Source organism: Allochromatium warmingii (genome assembly GCF_900107145.1).
GTDB lineage: Bacteria > Pseudomonadota > Gammaproteobacteria > Chromatiales > Chromatiaceae > Thermochromatium > Thermochromatium warmingii.
This window is the reverse complement of the sequence record NZ_FNOW01000018.1, coordinates 21,232-43,192: the sequence shown is the minus strand read 5'-3', so window position 1 is coordinate 43,192 and position 21,961 is coordinate 21,232. Positions and strand designations below refer to the sequence as shown.

The following is a 21,961-nucleotide window of genomic DNA, read 5'->3' as shown; positions in this document are numbered from 1 at the left end:
TCAGAGAATTTGATAGTGCAGCGCAAAACAAACCAGCAGCCTATTTCTGTTGACGCAGCCCCCGCAACACCTCCCGCGCTGCCTGATAATCAAACTGCTTGATGTCCGCCTCCAAGCGATTGACTTGCGTCCCAAAGGTCTGTTGCAACAGCGCTTGATGCGCGGCAAAAAACGATTGAGTCTGGCTGGCGGCTGGAAGCTCCAAAAGCTTAAACCCCACTGAATGTCGGTTGTCGCCAAACGCTCGCCAGCGTATGCTTGCCCGCCCGTATCCGCCCCGCTCACCCGTCTGCATTCACGAGTTCTCTGCCCCGCATGACCGAATACGCGCTCATCTTGGTCGGCACTGTGCTGGTCAATAATTTCGTTCTGGTCAAGTTCCTCGGACTGTGCCCGTTTATGGGCGTGTCCAAGAAGCTCGAAACCGCGACCGGCATGGGTTTGGCAACCACCTTTGTGATGACGCTCTCCGCTGTCATCAGTTGGATCGTCAACGCATGGGTGCTCGAACCGCTCGACATCGGCTATTTGCGCACCATCTCGTTTATTTTGGTGATCGCCGCTGTGGTGCAATTCACCGAAACTGTGATGCGCAAAACCAGTCCGATGCTCTATCAATTGCTGGGCATCTTTTTGCCGCTGATTACAACCAATTGCGCTGTGCTCGGCGTGGCCTTGCTCAATCAACAGGCCGCACATACTTTTATTGAATCGGCGCTCTATGGCTTTGGCGCGGCGCTGGGCTTTTCGCTGGTGCTGGCGCTGTTTGCTGCGATCCGCGAGCGCGTCGCGGTAGCCGATGTGCCCGAGCCATTTCAGGGCAGTGCGATTGCCTTGATTACCGCCGGCCTGATGTCACTGGCTTTTATGGGCTTTGCCGGTTTGGTCGCGCATTGAATTGAATATTGAGTTGAATCAGTCGCCTCGGCATCGTATTTCATATCAACGCGCTATAACCGGTTTGCCAGTATGTTAGCTGCCATTTTGGCCCTTGCGGCCCTCGCGGGATTTTTTGGGATTCTGCTGGGCTATTCCGCGATTCGCTTTCGCGTCGAAGGCGATCCCATCGCCGATCAAATCGACGCGCTCTTGCCGCAAACCCAATGCGGTCAATGCGGTCATCCGGGCTGTCGTCCCTATGCCGAAGCCCTAGCCAAAGGTGAGGACGACATCAATCGCTGTCTGCCCGGCGGTGAAGCACTGGTCTTAGCCCTCGCCGATTTGCTCGGACGCGAGTCGGTGGCGATGGAGATTAAAGAAAAGATTCCCTCAGTCGCCTTCATCAATCCCGAAGGCTGCATCGGCTGCACCCGCTGCATTCAAGCCTGTCCGGTGGATGCCATCATCGGCGCGGCGAAACAATTACACGCCGTTCTTAACAGCGAATGCACCGGCTGCGAACTCTGTGTCGCGCCCTGTCCGGTCGGCTGCATCCAGATGCGCCCATTACCCGCCGAGATTCAACGCTGGCGCTGGCCGTATCCGCAGCGGCAGGCCGTGTCACCTGAGCGCCCGAGCGTCCCCCGGCAGGATGCTGCCTAAGCACGATCAGCACGAGTACCGGATTCATGGCTTCTTCCGTCGCATCAGCAACCCCGAACACCGCGCAGCGGCTGTGGCGCTTTCACGGCGGCATTCATCTGCCGGACGAAAAAGCACTCGCCAATGCCAGCCCGATTGCCAGCCTACCGCTCGCCAACCGGCTGTGGGTACCGTTGCAACAGCATATCGGCGCACCCGGTCGCCCATTGATCACTGTCGGCGACCGCGTACGCAAGGGCCAGATGATCGCCGAGCCGACCGGCCTGATTAGTGCGCCCGTTCACGCGCCGACCTCGGGCCGCGTGCTGGCGCTGGAACCGCATCCGGTGCCGCATCCGTCGGGACTATCCGCGCCCTGTGCGCTGATCGAACCGGATGGTCTGGAGACTTGGGCCGAATTACCGCCGCCGCTGGCTGATTATCCACAGCTCGATCCGGCACTGATCCGCGAGCGCATCCGCTGGGCCGGCGTCGTCGGCTTGGGTGGTGCATCGTTTCCGACCAGCGTCAAACTCACGCCCGGCAGCGAACGCGCTATTCACACGCTGATTATCAACGGGGCCGAATGCGAGCCGTATATCACCTGTGATGATCGCCTGATGCGCGAGCGAGCAACCCGCATTCTCGACGGCGTGCGCATCCTGCATCATTTATTAGCGGTGCATTCGGTTTTAATTGGCATTGAGGATAATAAACCCGAAGCAATAACCGCCATGCAACAGGCATTGGCCGCAACTGATCTAGCCAGCTATACCGATATTATTGCGATTCCGACGCTCTATCCCAGTGGCGGCGAGAAACAATTGATTCGGATTTTAACTGGCAAAGAAGTGCCGAGCAGTGGCATTCCGGCGCATATTGGCATTGTTTGTCAAAACGTCGGCACCGCAGCAGCGGTTGCTGATGCGGTATTGGAAGGCCGACCATTGATTACGCGCGTCATAACCATTACCGGACGTGCCATTACCAGCCCGCGTAATTTAGAAGTCCCGATTGGCACCCCGATTGAGCATTTAATTGCGCAGTGTGGCGGTTATCGTGAGCCACCGCGCAAACTCATTTGTGGCGGGCCAATGATGGGCTTTGAATTGCGCGAATCCGCCACCCCGATTACCAAAGCAACCAATTGCGTGCTGGCGCTCTCAGCGGCAGAAGCACCAGATCCCGAACCCGCATTAGCCTGTATTCGCTGCGGACGTTGTGCTGAAGTCTGCCCCGCGAAATTATTACCACAACAATTATATTGGCACGCTCGCGCTAAAGATCTCGACCGCGTGCAGGATTACAATGTTTTCGACTGTATTGAATGCGGCTGCTGTGCGCAGGTATGCCCGAGTCATATTCCATTAGTGCAATATTATCGCTATGCCAAAACCGAGATTTGGGCGCGTGAGCAAGAAAAGCGCAAATCTGAGCAGGCGCGGGCGCGTCATGCCGCAAAACAAGCGCGTTTAGAACGGCAAGAGCAGGAAAAGCAGGCGCGATTACGTAAACAAAAAGAGACGTTAGCGACAGCATCTAAATCAACGGATGCCGGTGAGGATTCCAAGCACGCATTGATTGAGGCGGCACGGCAACGCGCAGCAGCGCGTAAACTCACTGATGGGGGCGCGTGAGGATTCGGAGCTAGACCAATGAAACTTGTCCCAGTCGAGCGCAATAATTTGCCGGTGTATTTAAACTTATGCCAGAGTTATGAGGGTGAGTTTTCAGCGATCACTGGAAAACAACCCAATGAAAAGGGCGTATTTGAATTGGATACCCAGCTTGGCGGGGATGTGCTGGGTTATGTGCTGTATGACGAACGCACGCCGCTTGGTTTAGCTGCCGTGAAAATGAAAGATCGCGGACAAGCTTGGGAAGTTTGTGAGTTTTATATTGTGCCAAGCGCCAGAAAACAGGGACTCGGCAAACAATTTGCACTGGAATTATTTAAGCGCTACCCAGGATGCTGGGAGATTAAGCAAATCAGCGGTGCTGAATATGCGACAGCGTTTTGGCGCAAAACGCTTGCCGAATTGACTGGCACTGCTTTTGAAGAAGATGTCTATCAAGATGAATATTGGGGGGCGGTGGTGCGGCAGCGGTTTGTTGTGTCAGCATAGCTGACACAACAGTGAGCTATCGCCTCAAAACACCGGCCCCCAATAAACCCCAAACAGCAGCACTGCGGATGCGGCGACAGTAATTAAAATATTGTCATCGATGGGGCCAAATTCATAGCGTTCAACAATCGTCGCTATGATTGCTGAAATCACGCCCCACACCGGAATAGCCGGTTGCGCCAAGCTGCCAATGATCCAACCTAGCGGCGCACTGACAATCAGCATAAATACGCTGCCAATTGGACTTTTTGAGCGTTGGCGAATAACAGCATTGCGCACAATTCCCGTCACGCCATCGCCAAATGCCATGTAAAGTGCGGGCAAAATAGCCAGCCAGGGATCATTTAATAACCACCATAGCCCAGCAATCGACAGCGACCACATGAGCGCGAATTTCACATCGTTGCGATTTTCGTCAGTCTGGAACCAATAAAATCGCAATCCAGTTACATGGGTGAAATTGGTCAGCAGTGTCAGCAGCAGGCCGCAGATCAGCGGAAACCAGGGATCAACAAACACCAATGGCACGGCGATTGAGCCGACACCACCGGCAAGCATATGAACGATTTTGCGGTTGTAATACACAGCGCGGATCGGCTCCATGCCGCGCCGCACCATCGCTTGATAGGGCAGGCGGGTGAGCCTGAGCACGGCCAGCACATAGAGGCTTAATCCGGCCGCCCAGTAAAGCTGGGTCAAAAATGGTGGGTCGAGCGTCATCAGGCGTTACATCCGCGTCAAGGTCAAGAAGTTGGCGCGACATGATACCCGAAGCGTTTTTGGGTGTGCTGGTCACAATGCGGCCGGTTCACAAGCTGATTGTATCGGGAGCGTGTCGCCCAATACGGCGGCACGGCATCTAGCTCGCTATACTGTAATGTCTGTCTTACTTCATTTCTCCACCTTCGACCCAATCCCATGCCGCGCACACTGTCGCCCGACTCGCCCGTGATCCGCGTGGACGCTGTCAGCTTTTCCTATGGCGAAACGCTGGTGCTCGAACGTATTAACTTGAGCATCGTCGCCGGGGAATTTGTCGGACTGGTCGGCCCCAATGCCGGCGGCAAAAGTACGCTGCTTAAGCTGATTTTAGGCTTGCTTGAACCACAAGCTGGGCAAATTCACGTCCTCGGTCGTCCACCACGCACCGCCGCTCGCGCTATCGGTTATGTGCCGCAGTTTCCAAGTTTTGCGCGGGATTTCCCGATCTGTGTTGAAGAAGTGGTCACAATGGGCCGCATCGGGCGCGGTTCACGCTGGGCGCTGGGCTGGTCGAGTCGCGCTGATCGGGCAGCGGCGCGGCAGGCACTCGCTGAGGTTGAGGCGGCAGATTTAGCGCGGCGGCCCATCGGTCAGCTTTCAGGCGGCCAGTTGCAGCGCGTACTGCTGGCGCGGGCGCTGGTCGCTGAACCGCAGATTCTGATTCTCGATGAGCCGACGGCCAATATCGATCAACGCGCCGAAAGTGACATCTTCGATCTGCTCGCCGAACTCAACCAGCGGCTGACGATCCTGCTGGTGTCGCACGATATCGCCTTTATCTCCGAATATGTCAGCCGCGTGGCCTGTCTTAATCGCACCCTGACCTGTCATAACACCAGCGCCGTCAGCGACGACACCATTCAGCATCTCTACGGCGGCCATATCCGCCAAGTCGAGCACCAGCATGGCTGAATTTTTCACGGCACTCGTAACCTATGGATTTTTGCAAAGCGCCCTGCTCGCCGGACTGCTGGCCAGCGTCGGTTGTGGCGTGATCGGCACCTTTGTTGTCGTCAAGCGCATTGCGTTTATGGCCGGTGGAATCGCACATTCTGTGCTCGGCGGTATGGGCGCGGCGCTCTATTTTGGCTTTGACCCCTTTGTTGGCGCACTGCTCTCTGCGATAGTCGCGGCCTTGCTAATCGGCGCGGTACGCTTGAGCTGGAAAACCCAAGAAGACACGCTCATCGGGGCATTGTGGGCGATTGGCATGGCGATTGGCGTGCTGTTTATTGCCAAAACGCCCGGCTATACCTCGGATCTGATGAGCGTGTTATTTGGCAACATTTTGCTGGTACCGACGCACGAACTGTGGTGGATGGCGGGGCTGGATGTGGTGCTGATCGTCGCGGTGGCGCTTGGTTATCGGCAATTTCTTGCTGTCACCTTTGATGAAGAATTTGCCCGACTGCGCGGCGTGCCGGTGGCGCTGTTTTATTTGCTGCTATTGTGTTTAGTCGCCGTGACTGTGGTGCTCTTGATTCAAGTCGTCGGGCTGATTTTGGTCATTGCGCTGCTGACGCTGCCGGCGGCGATTGCTGGACAATATGTGCATTCGCTGGCGGCGATGATGGTGGTGGCGACTGGACTCGGTGCGCTCTTTACGACGCTGGGTCTGGCCCTTTCGTTTGGGCCGGATCTCCCCGCCGGGCCGACGATGATCTTGCTGGCAGGTGGCGTCTACCTAGTGTCAGCCGTGGTCAGTCGTCAGCTTCAGCGACGGCGGGCGTGGCGTCAGGCGACCACACAATCCTAAGATACTGCGTGCATGTCAAAACAGAATTGACGGCGCTTGCTTGTTTTGATGCAACCTGCGCCCTATTCTTTCTGACTATCTAGTCATGCCATGACGGAACTGTGATGCGAAGTGTACAAATTACTGAAGCCAAAGCCCATTTTTCTGGGTTATTAGCAGCCGTCGAAGCTGGTGAGACAGTGTTAATTATGCGACGCAATCAAGTTATTGCGCGACTGGTACCCGATACGCCCATAATGGCGGCAGAGGCGTTTGCGCAACTGTGGAATGATGGCGAATCGATTGATTTTATAGCGCCTACCGATGTCCGTCCTGAACCTGTGGAGCCACTTTAGGGTGCGTTATTTGCTTGATACCAATGTGTTTATTGCGGCGATTAAGGGAGCTATTCCCGTTCGTCAACGCTTGTCGCAAACACCGCTCAATGCTCTGATTTTATCACCGATTGTGCTTGGCGAATTGTAAGTCGGTGTCGCTAAAAGCAACGCACCAATTAAAAATTCTGAACGCTTACAAAGCGTGATCGCGCACTTGGAATTAGTACCGCTGGCTGCAAAGGTGAGTACGCACTATGCAACAGACAATGAAAACGAATTTAAGCGCGTTCCTGGACTGCGCGTAGAAAACTGGTTACGTGCCGAACGTTGACCCAAGTGTATTGTCACACCACAATCAACTTTAGAACCCACGCTGTTGAGCAGACCGATACCATGAGCGCCAAAGACCATTTGATTATTTTCGACACCACCTTGCGCGACGGCGAGCAAAGCCCAGGCGCATCCATGACCCGCGATGAAAAAGTCCGCATTGCTAAGGCGCTCGAAAAACTGCGCGTCGATGTTATCGAGGCGGGATTTCCAATTGCCAGCCCAGGCGATTTCGAGGCGGTCAAAGCCGTCGCCGAAGCCGTGAAAGACAGCCGTGTCTGCGGATTGGCGCGGGCGCTCGATGCCGACATCGACCGCGCTGGCGAAGCCCTCAAGGGCGCGAATGCTGGACGCATTCATACCTTTATTGCCACCTCGCCGATTCATATGGAAAAGAAGTTGCGAATGCAACCCGACGAGGTATTAAAGCAAGCCGTTCATGCGGTTAAACGCGCACGGCAATATACTGATGATGTCGAATTTTCACCCGAAGACGCCGGACGCTCAGAAGTGGATTTTCTCTGCCGCGTGCTGGAGGCGGTGATTGCGGCTGGCGCACGCACGGTGAATATCCCCGATACCGTCGGCTATAATATTCCCGATCAATTCGGCTCGCTGATTGCTACCTTACGCACGCGCATTCCAAATGCCGATCAAGCGGTATTTTCTGTCCATTGTCATAATGATTTAGGCTTGGCGGTCGCTAATTCACTCGCAGCAGTGCGCAATGGAGCGCGGCAGGTCGAATGCACGATCAATGGTCTCGGCGAGCGAGCGGGTAATGCGGCGCTAGAAGAAATCGTCATGACGGTGCGCACCCGTCAAGATTTATTTGATTGCGACACGCGGCTTGATACCACGCAGATTATGAATTGCTCGCGCTTGGTTTCGGGAATTACCGGCTTTGCAGTGCAGCCGAACAAAGCTGTGGTCGGAGCTAATGCGTTTGCGCATGAATCCGGTATTCATCAAGACGGCGTACTCAAGCACCGTGAAACCTATGAAATCATGCGGGCGCAAGATGTCGGCTGGAGTGAAAACCGCATGGTGCTCGGCAAGCATTCAGGGCGCAATGCATTTCGGGCGCGATTGCAGGAATTGGGCGTGGTGCTTAATTCCGAAGAAGATTTGAACGCCGCTTTTGCGCGTTTTAAGGATCTCGCCGATAAAAAACATGAAATCTTCGATGAAGATTTGCAGGCATTGGTGACTGAAACCACGCTGGAAACGGCGAATGAGCGCGTCAAATTGGTTTCGATGCGCGTGTGTTCGGAGACCGGCGAAACGCCAAGCGCGGCATTGGTGCTGGCGCTCGACGGCGAAGAATGCGCGGGCACGGCCAGCGGCGGCGGCCCAGTGGATGCGACCTTTAAGGCGATTGAAAGCTTGGTGCAAACCGGCGCAACGCTCAAGCTTTACTCGGTCAACGCCATCACCAGCGGCACTGATGCGCAGGGCGAGGTCACGGTACGGCTGGAAAAAGGCGGGCGCATCGTCAACGGTCAGGGTGCGGATACGGATATTTTGGTCGCCTCGGCGAAGGCCTATATCAACGCCTGCAACAAAATCCTTCATCCGGCTGAACGCGCCCATCCGCAGGCGGCTGATGTCTGAGGCGCACTTGACCGGAGAGCGCCAGCCGCTGGATGAAGCGCGGCGGCTGGCCTATTTGGAGGCACTGGGCGTGCGCGTCTGGGAGTCGCGGGCACCGCTGCCGAGCGCCGATGTCAGCGCCGCGCCTGAGCCTGACACCGCTCGTGCTACCGCCGAACCAGAACCACCGATCCACGCCAGCACTGTGCAGGCGGATCTAGCGCCAGCTTCGGCTCCGATTTCGGCTCCCGCGATCACCGTCGCGGAGACAGCACCCGAGATCGACCCGGGGCCGTGGAACGCTGCCGATGACTGGGCCGAAGCGTTCGCAGCGGATGCGGCATTGGAGCCGTTAGCAGATTGGGAAGTCTTAGACGAACCGCCCGTGCTTGCAGCCGAGGCTGTCGATCCGATTACGCAAATGGACTGGCCCGCGCTGGAAGCAGCCGTGCGCGACTGTCGCACCTGTCGCCTCTGGGAAACACGCACCAAAACCGTATTCGGCACCGGCGACCGTCGCGCTAGTTTGCTGATCGTCGGCGAAGCGCCGGGCGTTGATGAGGACGCCCAGGGCGAACCCTTCGTCGGTCGTGCTGGACAATTGCTCACGCGCATGTTGGCCGCGATTGGCTTGAGCCGCGAACAGGTCTACATCGCCAATGTGCTCAAATGCCGACCGCCCGGCAACCGCGATCCCCAACCCGACGAGGCGCTGGCCTGTCAGGGGTATTTACAGCGGCAGATGGCCTTGATCGAACCCAAGATCATCCTCTCAGTCGGGCGCATCTCAGCGCACCATCTACTCCAAACCGCAACGCCCGTCGGTCAGTTGCGCGGACGCTGGTTTGACTATGGCCCGACGCATATTCCACTGCGCGTAACCTATCATCCCGCCTATCTTCTGCGCTCGCCGGAACATAAAGATAAAGCCTGGGCCGATCTCACCGAGGTCAAGCGGCGATTGCTCACCCTCTAACTGGCCGCTCGCCCGCGCTTCACACTCAAAAAACCGCACAGCGGCATGTTGCGCCGCTGTCGCTCGCTGCATCGACACCAGATTGATCTATGCCGCCGATGGAAGTCGCATGATCAATCGTTAAATGAAATTTCATATTTAATTATTTTCTTATATACTCATTTCTGTGGTCGATGCAGTGCTGACCACTCTAACTGCCAACGACAAACTGATTTGGAGAGATTGTTATGAAAAAGCTTGCGACTGCTGCCGCCATTGCTGCGCTGCTCGGTGTTTCCGCAACCGCTTCGGCTTGGTGGGGGCCGGGCTGGGGTGGCCCCGGCTATGGTATGGGCGACATGATGGATGACTTCTTCGGCGACGGTTACGGCGACTTCAACGTGAGCATGAGTGGCGGCGGTCGCGGTTACGGTCGTGGCTACGGTCGCGGCTATGGTTACGGTAATCCGTACTATGGCTACGGCTATCCCTACTACGGCGGCTATGGCGTACCCTATGGTGCGTATGGCGCTCCCTATGCCTTCCCGTATGGCGCTCCCTATGGCGCACCAGTCGCTCCGGCTGCTCCGGCTCAAGCTGAGTCGAAGTAAAGCCTAACGGCTGTTTCGGGGGAAAAAGCCAGGCACTCTGCCTGGCTTTTTTGTTTCCGACCTATTTGTAGACTGATCGCTAATGCTATTCTAACTGCTTGTTTTCAAACGGAGCTTGTGATATGGCGCATCGCATCCTTGCAGACGTGACGGCCAGCGTGTCGGAATTGAAGCGTAATCCGATAAAAACTGTAGCGGCTGGTGAGGGCTATCCGGTTGCCATCCTTAACCGGAATGAGCCAGCATTTTATTGTGTACCAGCGCGGGCTTACGAAGACCTAGAACTGAATACACTGGCAGATGTTCGGCTGGCCGATGGGCAGGCGCTGGTTAAAGTCACTTTGGATGAGCTATGAACTGGCCTTTCATCCCGCCGCACTCAAAGAATGGGCCAAGCTGGATACTACGATACGCACGCAGTTTAAAAAGAAACTCGCTGAACGCCTACTGAATCCGCGTGTGCCAGCCGCTCAACTTGCTGGGCATTGCAACCGCTATAAAATCAAATTACGAACGGTTGGTTATCGACTGGTCTATATTGTGCTCGTGGTGGCTATCGGTAAACGCGAGCGCCATGCGGTTTATCAGATGGCTATCGAACGCTAACGCTGATACGTCAGTCAGTTCTCTGAGTCAATCGCAATGGCATACAACCGAGGCCAGTATTTACCTGTAATCAATACCTGTCCGCTCGCTGCATCATAAGCAATGCCATTTAAGACCGCTTCTGCACTTGTGCGCTGATTGAGCGGATAAAGCGCCGCTACATTTAGCACACCCGTCACTGCCCCAGTGTCCGGCGCAATACGCAATATGTCATCGCTCCGCCACACATTCGCCCAAATTGCGCCCTTGATATATTCCAATTCATTAAGCCAACGCATCGGGCGCGAATCTGCGTGAATGGATAAACGTCGCACGACGCGCTGCGTTTCGGGATCGAGAAAGCGTAATTGATCCGTGCCATCACTTAGAATCCAGTGCTGTTCATCGTGCGTCAATCCCCAGCCTTCGCCCTGATAGCTAAAGGTTGCTAATTGCTCGAATGTCTGGGCGTTATAAATGATTCCAAGTCGTTCGCGCCAGGTCAGTTGAATTAAGCGTCCGCGCCAAAATATCAGTCCCTCACCGAATAGCTTGGCAGCGAGTGGAATAGATTGTTCGATCTGTCCGCTTTGAAGATGAACGCGCCGAACTGTCGAGCGTCCATATTGGCCGGTGCTTTCATAAAGCTGACCATTGATTAAAACTAATCCCTGTGTAAATGCTTGGGGATCATGCGGATAGCTGGCCAGGACACGATAGGTAATGCGCGGGATTGAGTCGGGGATTAAATCTGCTTGGGCATGATTCGCAATTAAGATCAGCAGAAATAACAGCAGATGCGCGTGAGAAAATAGCGGCATGGTGAAAAAACTCAACACTGATAGAGCCGCGCATTCAGCCACTGCTCAGATGCTCGCTCCGGTCTGCGGTCAGCCGTGATCCAGATCTCCTGAAGCTCTAGTCCTGTGATCCTATCGACCAGCGCGGTCAGTCCAGCTTCATCAAGGTCGGTGAAGCGCCGCCCGTTTTGTTCGCGTTCTCCGACACCGTATTTGAACGAGACATAGAGCACACCAGCAGGTTTGAGCGCACGGGCTAATCGCTGCATCACCGCCGCAAGTTCAAGCTGTGGGACATGCAACAGACTGGCACAGGCCCAGATCCCGTCAAAGGTCTCAGACCAAGCGACATCCTGAAGGCGACACACGGCAACAGGAATGCCGATGTAGGTCGCGGCGAGTGCAGCAAGGGTCGGCGAGGCATCACAGGCGGTCACGGTGTAGCCGCGTTCGCGGAAGGCGCGTGCATCCCGTCCTGAACCACACCCAGCATCAAGCAGATGACCAGCAGGGCACACATAGGGCAGAAAGCGCCGATAGAGCGGTTCCATGTCCACAGCACAGGTCTCAGCGAAGAAGGTCGCGGCGTGGGTTTCGTAATAGTCGCTGGTCATCGTTGCCACGATCAAAGCCCCCCCGCCCCGTGTTTGCGCCGCAAACGCTCCCAAGCTTCGTCCCAACTTTCACCCGGCTGGGCATGTTGTTGCACATACTCGCGTGTAAGCTGAGGTGTGTTCGGACGAGAAGCGTCTGAAGCATCGACCTGTTTAAACGAGTCTGCTGTTTTGGAACCGAAGCTGAAGATAAAAGCTTCGACATTTCGCCCCCGTTTCCGCTGCTCGTACTTCACCCACAAATCACTATAGGTATTAAGTTGCTCGACAGCCGGGTCGATCACACGCGCCTTGAGATTGGTGACTCGCGCATATTTTTCACCAAGCTGAAAACAGTCCTTGATCCAATCAATGTGCATCTCGCGCTGACCAATGTCACGGTATTGAACCAGCAGCTCATAGAGCCGAATCGCATAGACCGATGTCAGTGGCGCAATGTGTCTGAGTTCGTAGCGCGTAAAGCGTAAGGCTAACTGGGTGAGATACGGAATGATCAGCGGCGCGAAATAGAACACGACTTCCCCGGTGTTCTCACGATAGGACACGGCAGAAACCCAACGTGTTTTCGTGCAGGGCGTCGCGGGCGCTTCGGGACTCGGCCGCTCGATCACAACCCAATGTTCAGCGAGCCGATCAACGGCTTCTTGCAGCGACGCATAAGCGCGATTGCTCGACAGGCCGAACAGTCGAGCAAACTCGCCTGCGTGGATCGTGAATGGCGTTTCAGGCGTGATCGACGGCGCATCCGGCCAGCTATTGAGCTTGGTGGCAATCGCATGGATCAGTCGGTACGAGGAAAAGTCGATCTCGAAACGTGCTTCGATCAGATCGTTGGCTTTGACGACCGTCGAGCTTGGGGCCGAACGTTTGTCGCGCTTCATAGTGCTACAAATTAGCGTTTTAGTATGTAGCATCATAGTCCGAATCTGTAGTTCTCAAACGCCGGATCTGTAGCTTTGAAACGCCGGATCTGTAGCACGAGACTCCGGATCTGTAGCACAATACAAGCGCAAGTATCTGAAAAATAACGCTATTTCGGTGCCTAAACTTCTTAAACGCTAAACTTAAAACACCGTGCGGCGGCAAACGAAAGTCGCGTGACGAATCCACACGCATCGCGGATCGTGTTGGGCATTTGGGATAGTGCTACAGATTCGGCGTTGTTGGGCTTGAACAGGATCGGCGTGGCATCGCTGGCGGTCATGGTTATGTAGCGATGTGTTAAAATTCGCCGCTATGTTTTCATATAACGACAACACACACGCGGCACCGCACGGGACATCGACTAATTGGTCGCGGCCATTCATCGCCGAATAAAATCATGCGCTAGTTTATGGATCGCATTCTGAATGCCGACTTTCAGCCAAGCTCTTGTAAACCAACCTAAATCCGGATTTTGGCTCTATGGCCCCGAAGTATTCCGGACTTATTGCCGCCGCAACGGACTGCACGCCGATACTGCCAGCACCATCTCCGTCGATCACATAAGGACGCTTTCTAAAGAGCTGCGTGAAGCAGAGACTATGATCTTGCGTCTAGGCACAGGTCACGGCAACGACGGAGTTCGCGGCCAAACTGCTTTCGCGCTAGTCCGGCACGAAGAATGCTCGCTCGCCCCATTCTTCCTCATCGACGAACAGATATTCACAGATCCCCCTGAAACCTTCATTCCCAACCGCTCCATGCGCGTGCTCTTCCCGTTCGGTCTCCTGCCAAAGCTCTCCGAAACATCTTTGCTCACTCTCGCCCATGCCTCCGGCCTCATGACTGAAGCCCTCGACTGCGATGACAGCAGCATTCACATGATTCCAGCTACCGGAGCCGGCACCTACAGCTTCAGCTTCACCGTCGGCTCCGACCAGCCGCACCACCTTGAACACATTGCTGGTCAAGTCGAGATCGACTCCGTCTGCATCGGCGTGCGCAATGGCCGCAACTACGTCATTGTCACCGAGGCCAAGCGTGGCCCCTTCGACAGCATCGCCAAACACAAGCTGGCCTATGCTGTCTGGGCAGTGCGCACCAACATCCCCGACGACATCCCAATTCTTGCCGTCTATCTGCGTGTAACAGACACAAATCAAGGACTGGAATTTAACATTGCCGAATGCGCAATTGATGATGGTCGTTCGGGAGTGCCGAGCCTGCATTCCATTAAACCGATCCGGCATCGGCGATTGCGAATACGAAATCCGTGCGGCTGATGACGATTCATTTTTGCTAAGGCTGAACGGGTAGTGCCCCGATTCTTAGGATCAATTGTGCTAGTGGATTAGCATCCTAAATCCTTTAGATTGGGGCACTACCAATACTTCAGGGAAAGCATGGCAAGATACAGATCAATTACGCTCGTTACTTGGTCTTGAAACACGCGCTCAAATTGCTCGGCTGGCTATCGGGCGTTCGCTCGGCAATGAAGATATTGCAATTGATGCGCCGGATCGCTTAGGTAAAGGGATTCGCGGTCATATTTTATTTGAGGGTCGCGAATTATCGCTTTGGATTGGGATTTTAGTAACCCAATTGATCCGTGAAGGAAAAAAGCAAGATATTCAACTCGCTGATTTACAGGATTTGGTCAGGCGTCATTGGCATCGCGGTATTCTATTGCTTCGATCTGATTGGGATGAAGCAGGTGAAGATTATAAGCGGTTCGTTGAAATTTTAGTCACACGACGCGCTACACTTCCTGAGCAAATTGCTGATGACGAAGAAAACCAAGATTCAGTTTTTGTAGCTCGCGTCGGCCCGGCGCGTCCGCTGCATATTGAACTCGGTATTTCAACTCAAGATAACAATCCGTTTCGCTGGTTGGTCAATGGCATCGGCTATGCGCCACATATGGCTATTATGGGGCAAGCGGGATCTGGTAAAACTCGCACGATGCTATCGTCGTTACGTCAATTGCATCATCAATCCGGCGCACCGATTATTCTACTTGATCTCGGAAAAGGTGATTTAGCGAATAACACTGAACTGGTACGCGATCTTGGGGCAACAGTTTTAAATGTCCCAGAAATGCCGATTCCGCTTGATATGTTTTATAGCTCTAACCGCGCAGATAGTCAGGCATCAGATTTAGTGTTGGGATTTCGTGATTCTTTCAAACGGGTTATGCAAAGTAAGCCCGGCGCAAAACAACTCGATCATTTTCGCGCTGCACTTAAGCCGCTATTCGCGCAGTCATCACAAATTACGCTAGAGCAAATCCGCGAACAATTACGACGTTATTATGAGACACAAGGATTAGGCACTGATAGCATAATTGCTACAGCGAACGATCTAACAGAACGACAGCTATTCGTTCCTGAGCAGTCGCCAGCGCAGTTTTTTTCACAAAGTTGGATTATTACGTTTGGATCAGCACGCGAAACAGTCCGAAATCTTGCTGCTTTTATATTGCTTGATGCACTCAATGTCTGGCTTCGTAATTCTGGCGAAGCAGCACGCGATGAAGCGGGACATCGTGCGCTGAGATTGATTTTAGCAATTGATGAAGCGCGTCCGGTGCTTTCCGCGCAACATCCGGCTCTTTCTGACAATATCCGCTTACATCGCGCAAAAGGATTGATGGTCATGCTGGCATCGCAATCTCCAGATGATTACGACGGCGCAGCAGATGATTATTTAGAAAATATCGGTTTACCTGTTTGTTTTAAGACAAATGCGCAAAGTACTCGCGTACTTCAAAGCATGTTTCGATCACGGGTTAATTTTTCTGCTTTAGCTGCTGGCCATTGTTTAACCGTGCATGAACAACGTAGCTTGGAAGTTAAAGCGTTTTAACTGTTGTAAACATGAATTTTGTGACGAAGCTAAAACTTCGTCACGAGAGAATTAAGACTCAGAAGAATCGTAATGGCCGCCTATGGCAAAAATATAGATGTACGTGCTATCAAATTTATACACAATACGATCTTTTTCGCTAGTTCTTTCAAAATAGCGCACAGATTCTTGTGCATCCGTTTGTCGCATTGGCGTAGATGCTCATACACCTCCCATGTTTTTCCTTCAAATACGAGTGATCGCATTTAACTGCTCTGTGGTTGGGCTATATCCAGTACCAGTGTTATGAGTCACACTGGAATCAGCGATCTGGCGCATCAAGCTAGTATTTTGCAGCACATACAAGGTTTCTTGGTCGCGCTCCCAGTCCTCGGCGCTCATTACCACAAAATCCGAACCAGTACGGCGGATGACGCGCAGCGGAATGTGTTGATTAACAACCTGTTCAACAAAGCTTTTTAGATTGTTTTGGAATGTATTAACAGTCGTGGTTTCCATGATCCGGTACCTCATGTTTTTTTGGCCATAAAGCGAAAGCTTTATCACGCGAAAAATAAAAGTGGCATTGACTCAATTGCTGGCATGATGAAATCATCACATTCTCCAAATAATGCTGTCAATATTGCATCACGCTCATTTTCCCCCCCACAAATTCGCCAACTCAGTCGCAGTTTTGTTGCCCAACGCCCGTTAAGCTAGGCGGGGGACTCCTCCCCAGCCACCAGCGAGGCGCACGGCAGATGAGCATTCAAACCAAACTCAAGCTCATTGGGCTGCTACCGCTATTGGTCGCCATCCTCTTCGGCGTCACCATCTATCGCGGACAAGATCGCCTCAACGCCCTCAGTCAGTTGGCGCTTCAAACCGAAGCGATGCGCGAAGCCGTGCGCGACGTGCGCGACATCAGTCAACGCATTTTCGCCACCCGCGAGAACGCCATTCGTTATGACGGCTATGACGCGCTCGAAGTCGTCAATCTCGGCGTCATAAGGCTGGCTGGCTGGCGCGATGAACCCCGCGTCGGTGCAACCGTGCGCGAGCTGGAGCGGCGCTTGCTCTTGGCGCGGATTCACTACGAAATGCTCGACGGCCTGACGGTTCCGGCATTGCAGTGGAGCGCCGTGCCGCACATCAACACGGTGGCGCAGAATCTCAGCAGCGAACTCGACGCCCTCGACAGCCGCCTCCGTGCGCTGCATCAAACCGCCCGCCTCGCGCTGGTCGAACACAGTGACCAACTCTGGCGGCGTGAATTTTGGCTTGTCGCCCTCACCGCCGTGCTCGTGCTGTGGCTGACGCATCCGCTGCTCGACCGCCTCGGCACGGCGCTGCACAGTCTCAGTCAGGGCACGCGCCGTCTGGATCCTGATGGTTTGCCGCAACCGCTCGATCTCAGCGGCGAAGATGAATTTGGCCAACTCGCCCGCGATTTCAACGCGATGGTTGCGCGGCTGGTCGCCTCCGAAGCCGCCCGCGAAGCCCACTCCCGCGAGCTGCAAACCGCGATTGCCGATCTGGAAAATTTCAGCTATTCGGTCTCGCACGATTTACGCGCTCCGCTCCGCGCCATCGACGGTTTTATTGGCATTCTGCGCGAAGATTACGCCCCGCAACTCGATGCCGAAGCCCTGCGGCTGTTCGGAGTGGTCAGTGCCAATGCGCAAAAAATGGAACAGTTGATTGACGATATTTTGGCGCTGTCGCGGGCCGGACGCTTGGCGCTCGATTGGACGCTGATCGACATGAACGCGCTAGTCGATGCCGTCTGGGCCGATCTGACCAGCGGCGTGACACAGCGCACGGTCGAGTTTCAGCGTGATGCGCTGCCGCCCGGCTGGGGCGATCCCCGCGCTCTGCGCCAAATCTGGCACAATCTCCTCGGCAATGCCCTGAAGTTCACCCGCGACCGCGATCCGGCCTGCATTCGGGTCACGGCACAGTTTGAAAGCGATGCGCACACGGTGGCTGAGATGATCCGCTACAGCGTACACGACAATGGCGCTGGCTTTGATCCGGCCTATGCGTCAAAACTCTTTCAGTTGTTTCAGCGCCTGCACGGGATGGACGAGTTCGCGGGCACGGGTGTGGGCTTGGCGATTGTCAAACGCTTCGTCCAAAAGCATTCCGGCAGCGTCGCGGCCAGCGGCGCAGTCAATGGCGGCGCACACTTTAGCTTCACGCTGCCACGCACACACACCGAAATCGAGGACGCTTATGATGGTCGCGCCTGAATCGATGGTTGATATTCTGCTCGTGGAAGATAACCCCGATGATGCGGAATTGGCCTTGCGTGCTCTGCGCAAGCACAATCTGGCCAACCGTTTGGAATGGGTGAAAGATGGCGCAGCGGCACTGGATTTTCTCTTTCATCGCGGGGTCTATGCCGATCATCCGCCCAAACCGCTGCCGCGAGTGGTGATGCTCGATCTGCGCTTGCCGAAAGTCGATGGTCTCGAAGTGCTCCGCGCCATTCGCGCCCAGCCCGAAACCCGTGAACTGCCGGTCGTGGTGCTGACCTCGTCGCGTGAGGAACGCGATGTGGTGGCGACCTATGAACTGGGCGTGAATAGCTTTGTCGCCAAGCCGGTCGCCTTCGATGAATTTGCCCGCACGGTCGCTGATTTAGGACTGTACTGGGTGCTGGTCAATCGTGTCCCGCCGGAGATTCGTCCATCTTGAGTGAACATCCTGTCCGTCTGCTGTTTCTCGAAGACAACCCCGCCGATGCTGAACTGAATGCACGGCTATTGCAGCGGGCGGGGATGGTCTTTGTATCGCGCCGTGTGGAAACCCGCGCCGATTTTCTCGCGGCACTCGCTGACTTTCAGCCCGAAGCGATTTTGGCCGATTTTGGCTTGCCGCATTTCGATGGTCTCACCGCGTTGCGGCTGGTGCGCGAACGTGATCCCGATTGGCCGTTTATCTTCGTCACCGGGGCGCTCGGCGAAGAGGGCGCGGTCGAGCTACTGCGCAATGGCGCGAATGATTACATTCTCAAAGATCGCCCGACGCGCCTGCCCGATGCGTTGCAACGGGTGCTCGAAACAGCCCGTCAGCGCCAAGCACTGCGCCGTGCCGAGCAAGAATTGCGCGAAAGTGAAGCGCGGTTTCATGCGCTGTTTGAGCACATGCGCAGCGGTGTCTGCATCTACGAAGCGATTGAAAATGGGCGCGATTTCATCATCCGCGATCTCAATCACTCGGTCGAACACATCGAGGGCTTGGAAGCCAGTGCCCTGCTTGGACGACGGCTGACCGAAGCCTTTCCCGGAGTAGTGGCGGGCGGTTTTCTCGATGTTTTTCAGCGCGTGTGGCGCACGGGACGTGCTGAACATCTGCCGCCGCATCGCTATCAAGATGCTCGCATTCAGGGCTGGCGCGAGAACTTCATCTATCGCCTACCGCATGGTGAACTGGTCGCCGTTTATGACGATGTGACCGAACGGCGCACGCTCGAACTGGCGCTCGAAGCCAGCCGCGAGCGCCTTGAGCTGGCGCTGGAAGGGGCCGAATTGGGCATGTGGGATTGGCAGCTTGCCAGCGGGCGCATTCAATGCAACGCCCGCTGGGCGGCGATTCTCGGCTATCGACTCGCCGAACTCGAACCGCTGACGATTGAGACTTGGCGCAATCTGTGTCATCCCGCTGATCGGGCGCTGAGTGACGAACGGCTGGCGCGGCATCTGCGCGGCGAAGTGCCCTGCTACGACTGCGAAGTGCGGATGCGTCATCAAGACGGGCACTGGGTTTGGGTGCTCAATCGCGGCAAGGTCGTCGAATGGGGTGCAGATTATCAGCCACTACGCATGGCCGGCACCCATCTGGATATCAGCACCCTCAAACGCACCGAAGCCGAATTAAACAGTTATCGCGTTCATCTCGAAGAACTGGTCGAAACGCGCACTCATGAATTGCGCTTGGCTGAAGAACACAGCCGCTTATTGCTCGAATCGAGCGCCGATGGTTTGTATGGCGTCGATATTCAGGGTCATACAACCTTTGTTAATCCAGCGGCGTGCGCGATGCTCGGTTATCGCCCCGAACAACTCTTAGGGCGTTCCATTCACGAGCTGATTCATTATCAGCACGCCGATGGGCGTCCTTATTTAATGGAAGACTGCCCGCTCAATAAAACGCTCACGCAAGATGAAATCCGGCGCGGCGATGATGAACTATTCTGGCGTGCCGATGGCACCGCGCTGCCGGTCTCGTATTCATCGCACCCGATCCGGCGCGAAGGCGAGATTGTCGGCGCGGTGGTCAGCTTTATCGACAGCTCGACCCAAAAACAGGCCGAAGCTGCTCGCGAAGCAGCGTTAGTCGAAGCCGAACGCTTGGCGCGGCTCAAAAGCGAATTTTTAGCCAATATGAGCCATGAAATTCGCACCCCGCTCAATGCTGTGCTCGGATTTGCGCAAATCGGCGTGCGCGAAACCGATCCTGCGAAAATTCGCGCCTTTTTTCAGCGCATTCTCGATTCCGGTCAATTATTGCTCGGGATTATCAATGATATTCTCGATTTCTCAAAAATCGAAGCCGATAAGCTCGATATCACTCATACCGCAGTCGATTTACGCGCCCTGATTGAACGCTCAGTCGATTTATTCAGCACGCGAGCAACCGAAAAGGGCTTGCACTTCCATGTCGATGAAGGGCCAGAATTGCCCGCATCGTTTTTAGGTGATGATTTACGGCTGTCGCAGGTCTTGGCGAATTTATTGTCGAATGCGATCAAATTCACCAATCAAGGCGCTGTGACCTTGAGCATTCAGCGCGAAGATGGCTGGATTAGTTTTAGCGTCACAGATACCGGCATCGGAATGCGCGAAGATTATCTCGCTAATTTATTCCGCCCTTTTGAGCAGGCCGACGGTTCTATCACGCGCCGGTATGGGGGCAGTGGTCTGGGATTAGCGATCAGCAAACGGCTGGTTGAATTGATGGGCGGCGAAATTCACGCTTGGAGCCGCTTTGGTGAAGGCACGCGCTTTGAAGCCCGCTTGCCGCTGATTGAACCACAGGGCGTGATTGGCCCGAGGCGACTCGCTGCCGAATCCTGTCCGGTCGAACCCTGTGCGCCGGTCGGGGCGCGACTGCGTGGAGTGCGGCTATTGGCAGCGGAAGATAATCTCGCTAATCGGCTGGTGCTTGCAGAAATGCTCGGCACCGAGGGCGCAGATTTGACGTTGGTCGAAGATGGTCGCCAAGCGGTTGAGTGCGTTGAGCGCGAGGGGCCGACGGCCTTTGATCTGGTGCTGATGGATATTCAAATGCCGGTGATGGATGGGCTGGAAGCCACGCAGCGTATTCATCAATTTGCCCCGCGCTTGCCGGTTGTGGGGCTGACTGCGCACGCGCTCAACACCGAGCGTCATCTGTGTTTGCAAGCGGGAATGGTCGATCACATCGCCAAGCCGGTCGAGGTCGAGGCGTTAATCGCAATGATCGTGCGCCACGCTTGCCCGACGACCGCTCCCAGCACCGCCGTTGTCGCGGCTGTTGCGCTGCCAGATGCAGCCGTAACGGACGCGCCGATAGCCGCCGCAACGCCGACGCCGACGACTGGGATCGATTGGCAGGCGCTTGAAGCACGCTATGCGCATAATCCGGATTTCATTCCGCGACTGTTGCAGGCGGTGCTTGAATCTAATCAGGATCAAGTCGCCATGTTGCGCGAGACGGCACAACAGGGCGACCGTGATCGTTTGGTGTTTATCGCGCATCGGCTCAAAGGCACGGCGGGCAATTTGTTTGCAAATCGGCTGCATCAATTAGCCACTGAAACCGAGACCTGCGCTCGGGCGCTCGATCTCGCCGCCCCGCGTTTGGCACTGGAGCTGGCCGAGGCGCTCGATGGTCTGTTGACGGAAATCAACGCCAGTCATTGGCTGCGCACCCCGGCAGCAGTTTCTAGCACCTGCGCGATGCCCGCGTCATCTCTGACGGCGGCGGATGTGACGGCGATTCTCGATCAGCTTGCTACCTTGCTTGCCGCCGATGATACGGAATCCAATCGCTTTTTTGCCGCGCATCAAGCACTGTTACAGCAGAACTTTGGGGCGCAAGTCAATCGCCTAGAGGCGGAAATCAAGCAGTTTGATTATCAGGCAGCACGGGAGGTGTTGCGGGGGCTGCGTCAACAGAAATAGGCTGCTGGTTTGTTTTGGGCGGCGCTGAATTAAAAGTCTGTTCTGATTTTTCTGGT

The 21,961-nt window shown here is 55.1% G+C and carries 25 protein-coding genes and 1 pseudogene; 18 read left to right on the top strand and 8 right to left on the bottom strand.

The window, feature by feature from the left end; translation table 11 throughout:
- Window positions 1-40 precede the first annotated feature (40 nt).
- Window positions 41-220 carry a hypothetical protein gene (locus BLW10_RS13765; protein WP_143117030.1) on the bottom strand — a complete coding sequence of 60 codons (180 nt, stop codon included), beginning with the start codon at window positions 218-220 and terminating at the stop codon, window positions 41-43.
- Between the two features lie 95 nt (window positions 221-315).
- On the opposite strand from BLW10_RS13765, the gene rsxA reads away from it, so the two are divergent.
- From rsxA to BLW10_RS07210, 4 genes are all read left to right on the top strand, one after another.
- Entirely contained in the window at window positions 316-897 is a 582-nt protein-coding gene (rsxA, locus tag BLW10_RS07225) for an electron transport complex subunit RsxA (protein ID WP_091333479.1), read from the top strand.
- A 72-nt stretch (window positions 898-969) separates the two neighbouring features.
- Window positions 970-1,542: an electron transport complex subunit RsxB gene (rsxB, locus tag BLW10_RS07220; protein WP_091333478.1), complete on the top strand. Its 573-nt coding sequence runs from the start codon at window positions 970-972 to the stop codon at window positions 1,540-1,542.
- A gap of 26 nt (window positions 1,543-1,568) precedes the next feature.
- Window positions 1,569-3,158, top strand: coding sequence for an electron transport complex subunit RsxC (rsxC, locus tag BLW10_RS07215; RefSeq protein WP_091333476.1), 1,590 nt, complete (start codon window positions 1,569-1,571; stop codon window positions 3,156-3,158).
- Between the two features lie 18 nt (window positions 3,159-3,176).
- Window positions 3,177-3,647, top strand: coding sequence for a GNAT family N-acetyltransferase (locus BLW10_RS07210; protein ID WP_091333474.1), 471 nt, complete (start codon window positions 3,177-3,179; stop codon window positions 3,645-3,647).
- Between the two features lie 24 nt (window positions 3,648-3,671).
- On the opposite strand, the gene BLW10_RS07205 is transcribed toward BLW10_RS07210, so the two are convergent.
- Window positions 3,672-4,367, bottom strand: coding sequence for a hypothetical protein (locus BLW10_RS07205; protein WP_091333473.1), 696 nt, complete (start codon window positions 4,365-4,367; stop codon window positions 3,672-3,674).
- A gap of 198 nt (window positions 4,368-4,565) precedes the next feature.
- Here BLW10_RS07205 and BLW10_RS07200 point away from each other — a divergent pair, with 198 nt between their 5' ends.
- The 9 genes from BLW10_RS07200 (at window position 4,566) to BLW10_RS07160 (ending at window position 10,577) form a co-directional block, all read left to right on the top strand.
- On the top strand, window positions 4,566-5,321 hold the full coding sequence (locus tag BLW10_RS07200; RefSeq protein ID WP_091333471.1) for a metal ABC transporter ATP-binding protein: 756 nt from the start codon (window positions 4,566-4,568) through the stop codon (window positions 5,319-5,321).
- The gene (locus BLW10_RS07195; protein WP_091333469.1) at window positions 5,314-6,165 is read left to right on the top strand and encodes a metal ABC transporter permease; all 852 of its coding nucleotides are present in this window, start codon (window positions 5,314-5,316) and stop codon (window positions 6,163-6,165) included. The genes BLW10_RS07200 and BLW10_RS07195 overlap by 8 nt, the downstream gene beginning before the upstream one ends.
- A gap of 104 nt (window positions 6,166-6,269) precedes the next feature.
- Entirely contained in the window at window positions 6,270-6,500 is a 231-nt protein-coding gene (locus BLW10_RS07190; RefSeq protein WP_091333467.1) for a type II toxin-antitoxin system Phd/YefM family antitoxin, read from the top strand.
- 1 nt (window position 6,501) lies between these two features.
- The gene (locus tag BLW10_RS14420; RefSeq protein ID WP_281241128.1) at window positions 6,502-6,630 is read left to right on the top strand and encodes a PIN domain-containing protein; all 129 of its coding nucleotides are present in this window, start codon (window positions 6,502-6,504) and stop codon (window positions 6,628-6,630) included.
- Window positions 6,631-6,875: 245 nt separating this feature from the next.
- On the top strand, window positions 6,876-8,426 hold the full coding sequence (locus tag BLW10_RS07180) for a 2-isopropylmalate synthase (protein ID WP_091333466.1): 1,551 nt from the start codon (window positions 6,876-6,878) through the stop codon (window positions 8,424-8,426).
- The gene (locus tag BLW10_RS07175) at window positions 8,419-9,381 is read left to right on the top strand and encodes a uracil-DNA glycosylase (RefSeq protein ID WP_091333464.1); all 963 of its coding nucleotides are present in this window, start codon (window positions 8,419-8,421) and stop codon (window positions 9,379-9,381) included. Before BLW10_RS07180 ends, BLW10_RS07175 begins: the two co-directional genes overlap by 8 nt.
- A gap of 227 nt (window positions 9,382-9,608) precedes the next feature.
- Window positions 9,609-9,971, top strand: coding sequence for a sulfur globule family protein (locus BLW10_RS07170; RefSeq protein WP_091333463.1), 363 nt, complete (start codon window positions 9,609-9,611; stop codon window positions 9,969-9,971).
- Window positions 9,972-10,093: 122 nt separating this feature from the next.
- The gene (locus BLW10_RS07165; RefSeq protein WP_091333461.1) at window positions 10,094-10,327 is read left to right on the top strand and encodes a type II toxin-antitoxin system Phd/YefM family antitoxin; all 234 of its coding nucleotides are present in this window, start codon (window positions 10,094-10,096) and stop codon (window positions 10,325-10,327) included.
- The gene (locus BLW10_RS07160) at window positions 10,317-10,577 is read left to right on the top strand and encodes a type II toxin-antitoxin system RelE family toxin (RefSeq protein WP_091333459.1); all 261 of its coding nucleotides are present in this window, start codon (window positions 10,317-10,319) and stop codon (window positions 10,575-10,577) included. The genes BLW10_RS07165 and BLW10_RS07160 overlap by 11 nt, the downstream gene beginning before the upstream one ends.
- Before the next feature lie 14 nt (window positions 10,578-10,591).
- On the opposite strand, the gene BLW10_RS07155 is transcribed toward BLW10_RS07160, so the two are convergent.
- The 4 genes from BLW10_RS07155 to BLW10_RS13985 form a co-directional block, all read right to left on the bottom strand.
- Window positions 10,592-11,377, bottom strand: a complete 786-nt coding sequence (locus tag BLW10_RS07155) for a glutaminyl-peptide cyclotransferase (RefSeq protein ID WP_091333501.1) — start codon at window positions 11,375-11,377, stop codon at window positions 10,592-10,594.
- 11 nt (window positions 11,378-11,388) lie between these two features.
- Complete coding sequence (locus BLW10_RS07150; protein ID WP_091333499.1) at window positions 11,389-11,970, bottom strand: class I SAM-dependent methyltransferase; 582 nt, start codon at window positions 11,968-11,970, stop codon at window positions 11,389-11,391.
- Window positions 11,971-11,981: 11 nt separating this feature from the next.
- Window positions 11,982-12,851 carry a RepB family plasmid replication initiator protein gene (locus BLW10_RS07145; RefSeq protein WP_177169013.1) on the bottom strand — a complete coding sequence of 290 codons (870 nt, stop codon included), beginning with the start codon at window positions 12,849-12,851 and terminating at the stop codon, window positions 11,982-11,984.
- 170 nt (window positions 12,852-13,021) lie between these two features.
- Complete coding sequence (locus BLW10_RS13985; RefSeq protein ID WP_177169012.1) at window positions 13,022-13,174, bottom strand: hypothetical protein; 153 nt, start codon at window positions 13,172-13,174, stop codon at window positions 13,022-13,024.
- Window positions 13,175-13,319: 145 nt separating this feature from the next.
- On the opposite strand from BLW10_RS13985, the gene BLW10_RS13760 reads away from it, so the two are divergent.
- Both BLW10_RS13760 and BLW10_RS07135 read left to right on the top strand, forming a co-directional pair.
- The gene (locus tag BLW10_RS13760) at window positions 13,320-14,174 is read left to right on the top strand and encodes a DUF6997 domain-containing protein (RefSeq protein WP_143117029.1); all 855 of its coding nucleotides are present in this window, start codon (window positions 13,320-13,322) and stop codon (window positions 14,172-14,174) included.
- Between the two features lie 319 nt (window positions 14,175-14,493).
- On the top strand, window positions 14,494-15,756 hold the full coding sequence (locus BLW10_RS07135) for an ATP-binding protein (protein WP_091333454.1): 1,263 nt from the start codon (window positions 14,494-14,496) through the stop codon (window positions 15,754-15,756).
- A 51-nt stretch (window positions 15,757-15,807) separates the two neighbouring features.
- Here BLW10_RS07135 and BLW10_RS14245 read toward each other — a convergent pair.
- Window positions 15,808-16,001: pseudogene (locus BLW10_RS14245) on the bottom strand (hypothetical protein).
- The gene (locus tag BLW10_RS07125; protein ID WP_091333498.1) at window positions 15,982-16,254 is read right to left on the bottom strand and encodes a type II toxin-antitoxin system Phd/YefM family antitoxin; all 273 of its coding nucleotides are present in this window, start codon (window positions 16,252-16,254) and stop codon (window positions 15,982-15,984) included. Before BLW10_RS07125 ends, BLW10_RS14245 begins: the two are co-directional and overlap by 20 nt.
- A 242-nt stretch (window positions 16,255-16,496) precedes the next feature.
- On the opposite strand from BLW10_RS07125, the gene BLW10_RS07120 reads away from it, so the two are divergent.
- Genes BLW10_RS07120 through BLW10_RS07110 form a run of 3 tightly spaced genes read left to right on the top strand, consistent with a single transcriptional unit; the run spans window position 16,497 to window position 21,905 of the window.
- Entirely contained in the window at window positions 16,497-17,987 is a 1,491-nt protein-coding gene (locus BLW10_RS07120; protein WP_091333452.1) for a sensor histidine kinase, read from the top strand.
- Window positions 17,971-18,435 carry a response regulator gene (locus BLW10_RS07115; protein WP_425425890.1) on the top strand — a complete coding sequence of 155 codons (465 nt, stop codon included), beginning with the start codon at window positions 17,971-17,973 and terminating at the stop codon, window positions 18,433-18,435. The genes BLW10_RS07120 and BLW10_RS07115 overlap by 17 nt, the downstream gene beginning before the upstream one ends.
- The gene (locus tag BLW10_RS07110) at window positions 18,432-21,905 is read left to right on the top strand and encodes a response regulator (RefSeq protein WP_091333447.1); all 3,474 of its coding nucleotides are present in this window, start codon (window positions 18,432-18,434) and stop codon (window positions 21,903-21,905) included. Before BLW10_RS07115 ends, BLW10_RS07110 begins: the two co-directional genes overlap by 4 nt.
- Window positions 21,906-21,961: the final 56 nt, after the last annotated feature.

What these genes read in the sequence shown, in the direction of transcription:
- rsxA (WP_091333479.1), top strand. Translation starts at nt 316, where the DNA reads ATGACCGAATACGCGCTCATCTTGGTCGGCACTGTGCTGGTCAATAAT.
- rsxB (WP_091333478.1), top strand. Translation starts at nt 970, where the DNA reads ATGTTAGCTGCCATTTTGGCCCTTGCGGCCCTCGCGGGATTTTTTGGG.
- rsxC (WP_091333476.1), top strand. Translation starts at nt 1,569, where the DNA reads ATGGCTTCTTCCGTCGCATCAGCAACCCCGAACACCGCGCAGCGGCTG.
- BLW10_RS07210 (WP_091333474.1), top strand. Translation starts at nt 3,177, where the DNA reads ATGAAACTTGTCCCAGTCGAGCGCAATAATTTGCCGGTGTATTTAAAC.
- BLW10_RS07205 (WP_091333473.1), bottom strand. Translation starts at nt 4,367, where the DNA reads ATGACGCTCGACCCACCATTTTTGACCCAGCTTTACTGGGCGGCCGGA.
- BLW10_RS07200 (WP_091333471.1), top strand. Translation starts at nt 4,566, where the DNA reads ATGCCGCGCACACTGTCGCCCGACTCGCCCGTGATCCGCGTGGACGCT.
- BLW10_RS07195 (WP_091333469.1), top strand. Translation starts at nt 5,314, where the DNA reads ATGGCTGAATTTTTCACGGCACTCGTAACCTATGGATTTTTGCAAAGC.
- BLW10_RS07190 (WP_091333467.1), top strand. Translation starts at nt 6,270, where the DNA reads ATGCGAAGTGTACAAATTACTGAAGCCAAAGCCCATTTTTCTGGGTTA.
- BLW10_RS07180 (WP_091333466.1), top strand. Translation starts at nt 6,876, where the DNA reads ATGAGCGCCAAAGACCATTTGATTATTTTCGACACCACCTTGCGCGAC.
- BLW10_RS07175 (WP_091333464.1), top strand. Translation starts at nt 8,419, where the DNA reads ATGTCTGAGGCGCACTTGACCGGAGAGCGCCAGCCGCTGGATGAAGCG.
- BLW10_RS07170 (WP_091333463.1), top strand. Translation starts at nt 9,609, where the DNA reads ATGAAAAAGCTTGCGACTGCTGCCGCCATTGCTGCGCTGCTCGGTGTT.
- BLW10_RS07165 (WP_091333461.1), top strand. Translation starts at nt 10,094, where the DNA reads ATGGCGCATCGCATCCTTGCAGACGTGACGGCCAGCGTGTCGGAATTG.
- BLW10_RS07160 (WP_091333459.1), top strand. Translation starts at nt 10,317, where the DNA reads ATGAGCTATGAACTGGCCTTTCATCCCGCCGCACTCAAAGAATGGGCC.
- BLW10_RS07155 (WP_091333501.1), bottom strand. Translation starts at nt 11,377, where the DNA reads ATGCCGCTATTTTCTCACGCGCATCTGCTGTTATTTCTGCTGATCTTA.
- BLW10_RS07150 (WP_091333499.1), bottom strand. Translation starts at nt 11,970, where the DNA reads ATGACCAGCGACTATTACGAAACCCACGCCGCGACCTTCTTCGCTGAG.
- BLW10_RS07145 (WP_177169013.1), bottom strand. Translation starts at nt 12,851, where the DNA reads ATGAAGCGCGACAAACGTTCGGCCCCAAGCTCGACGGTCGTCAAAGCC.
- BLW10_RS13985 (WP_177169012.1), bottom strand. Translation starts at nt 13,174, where the DNA reads ATGACCGCCAGCGATGCCACGCCGATCCTGTTCAAGCCCAACAACGCC.
- BLW10_RS13760 (WP_143117029.1), top strand. Translation starts at nt 13,320, where the DNA reads ATGCCGACTTTCAGCCAAGCTCTTGTAAACCAACCTAAATCCGGATTT.
- BLW10_RS07125 (WP_091333498.1), bottom strand. Translation starts at nt 16,254, where the DNA reads ATGGAAACCACGACTGTTAATACATTCCAAAACAATCTAAAAAGCTTT.
- BLW10_RS07120 (WP_091333452.1), top strand. Translation starts at nt 16,497, where the DNA reads ATGAGCATTCAAACCAAACTCAAGCTCATTGGGCTGCTACCGCTATTG.
- BLW10_RS07115 (WP_425425890.1), top strand. Translation starts at nt 17,971, where the DNA reads ATGATGGTCGCGCCTGAATCGATGGTTGATATTCTGCTCGTGGAAGAT.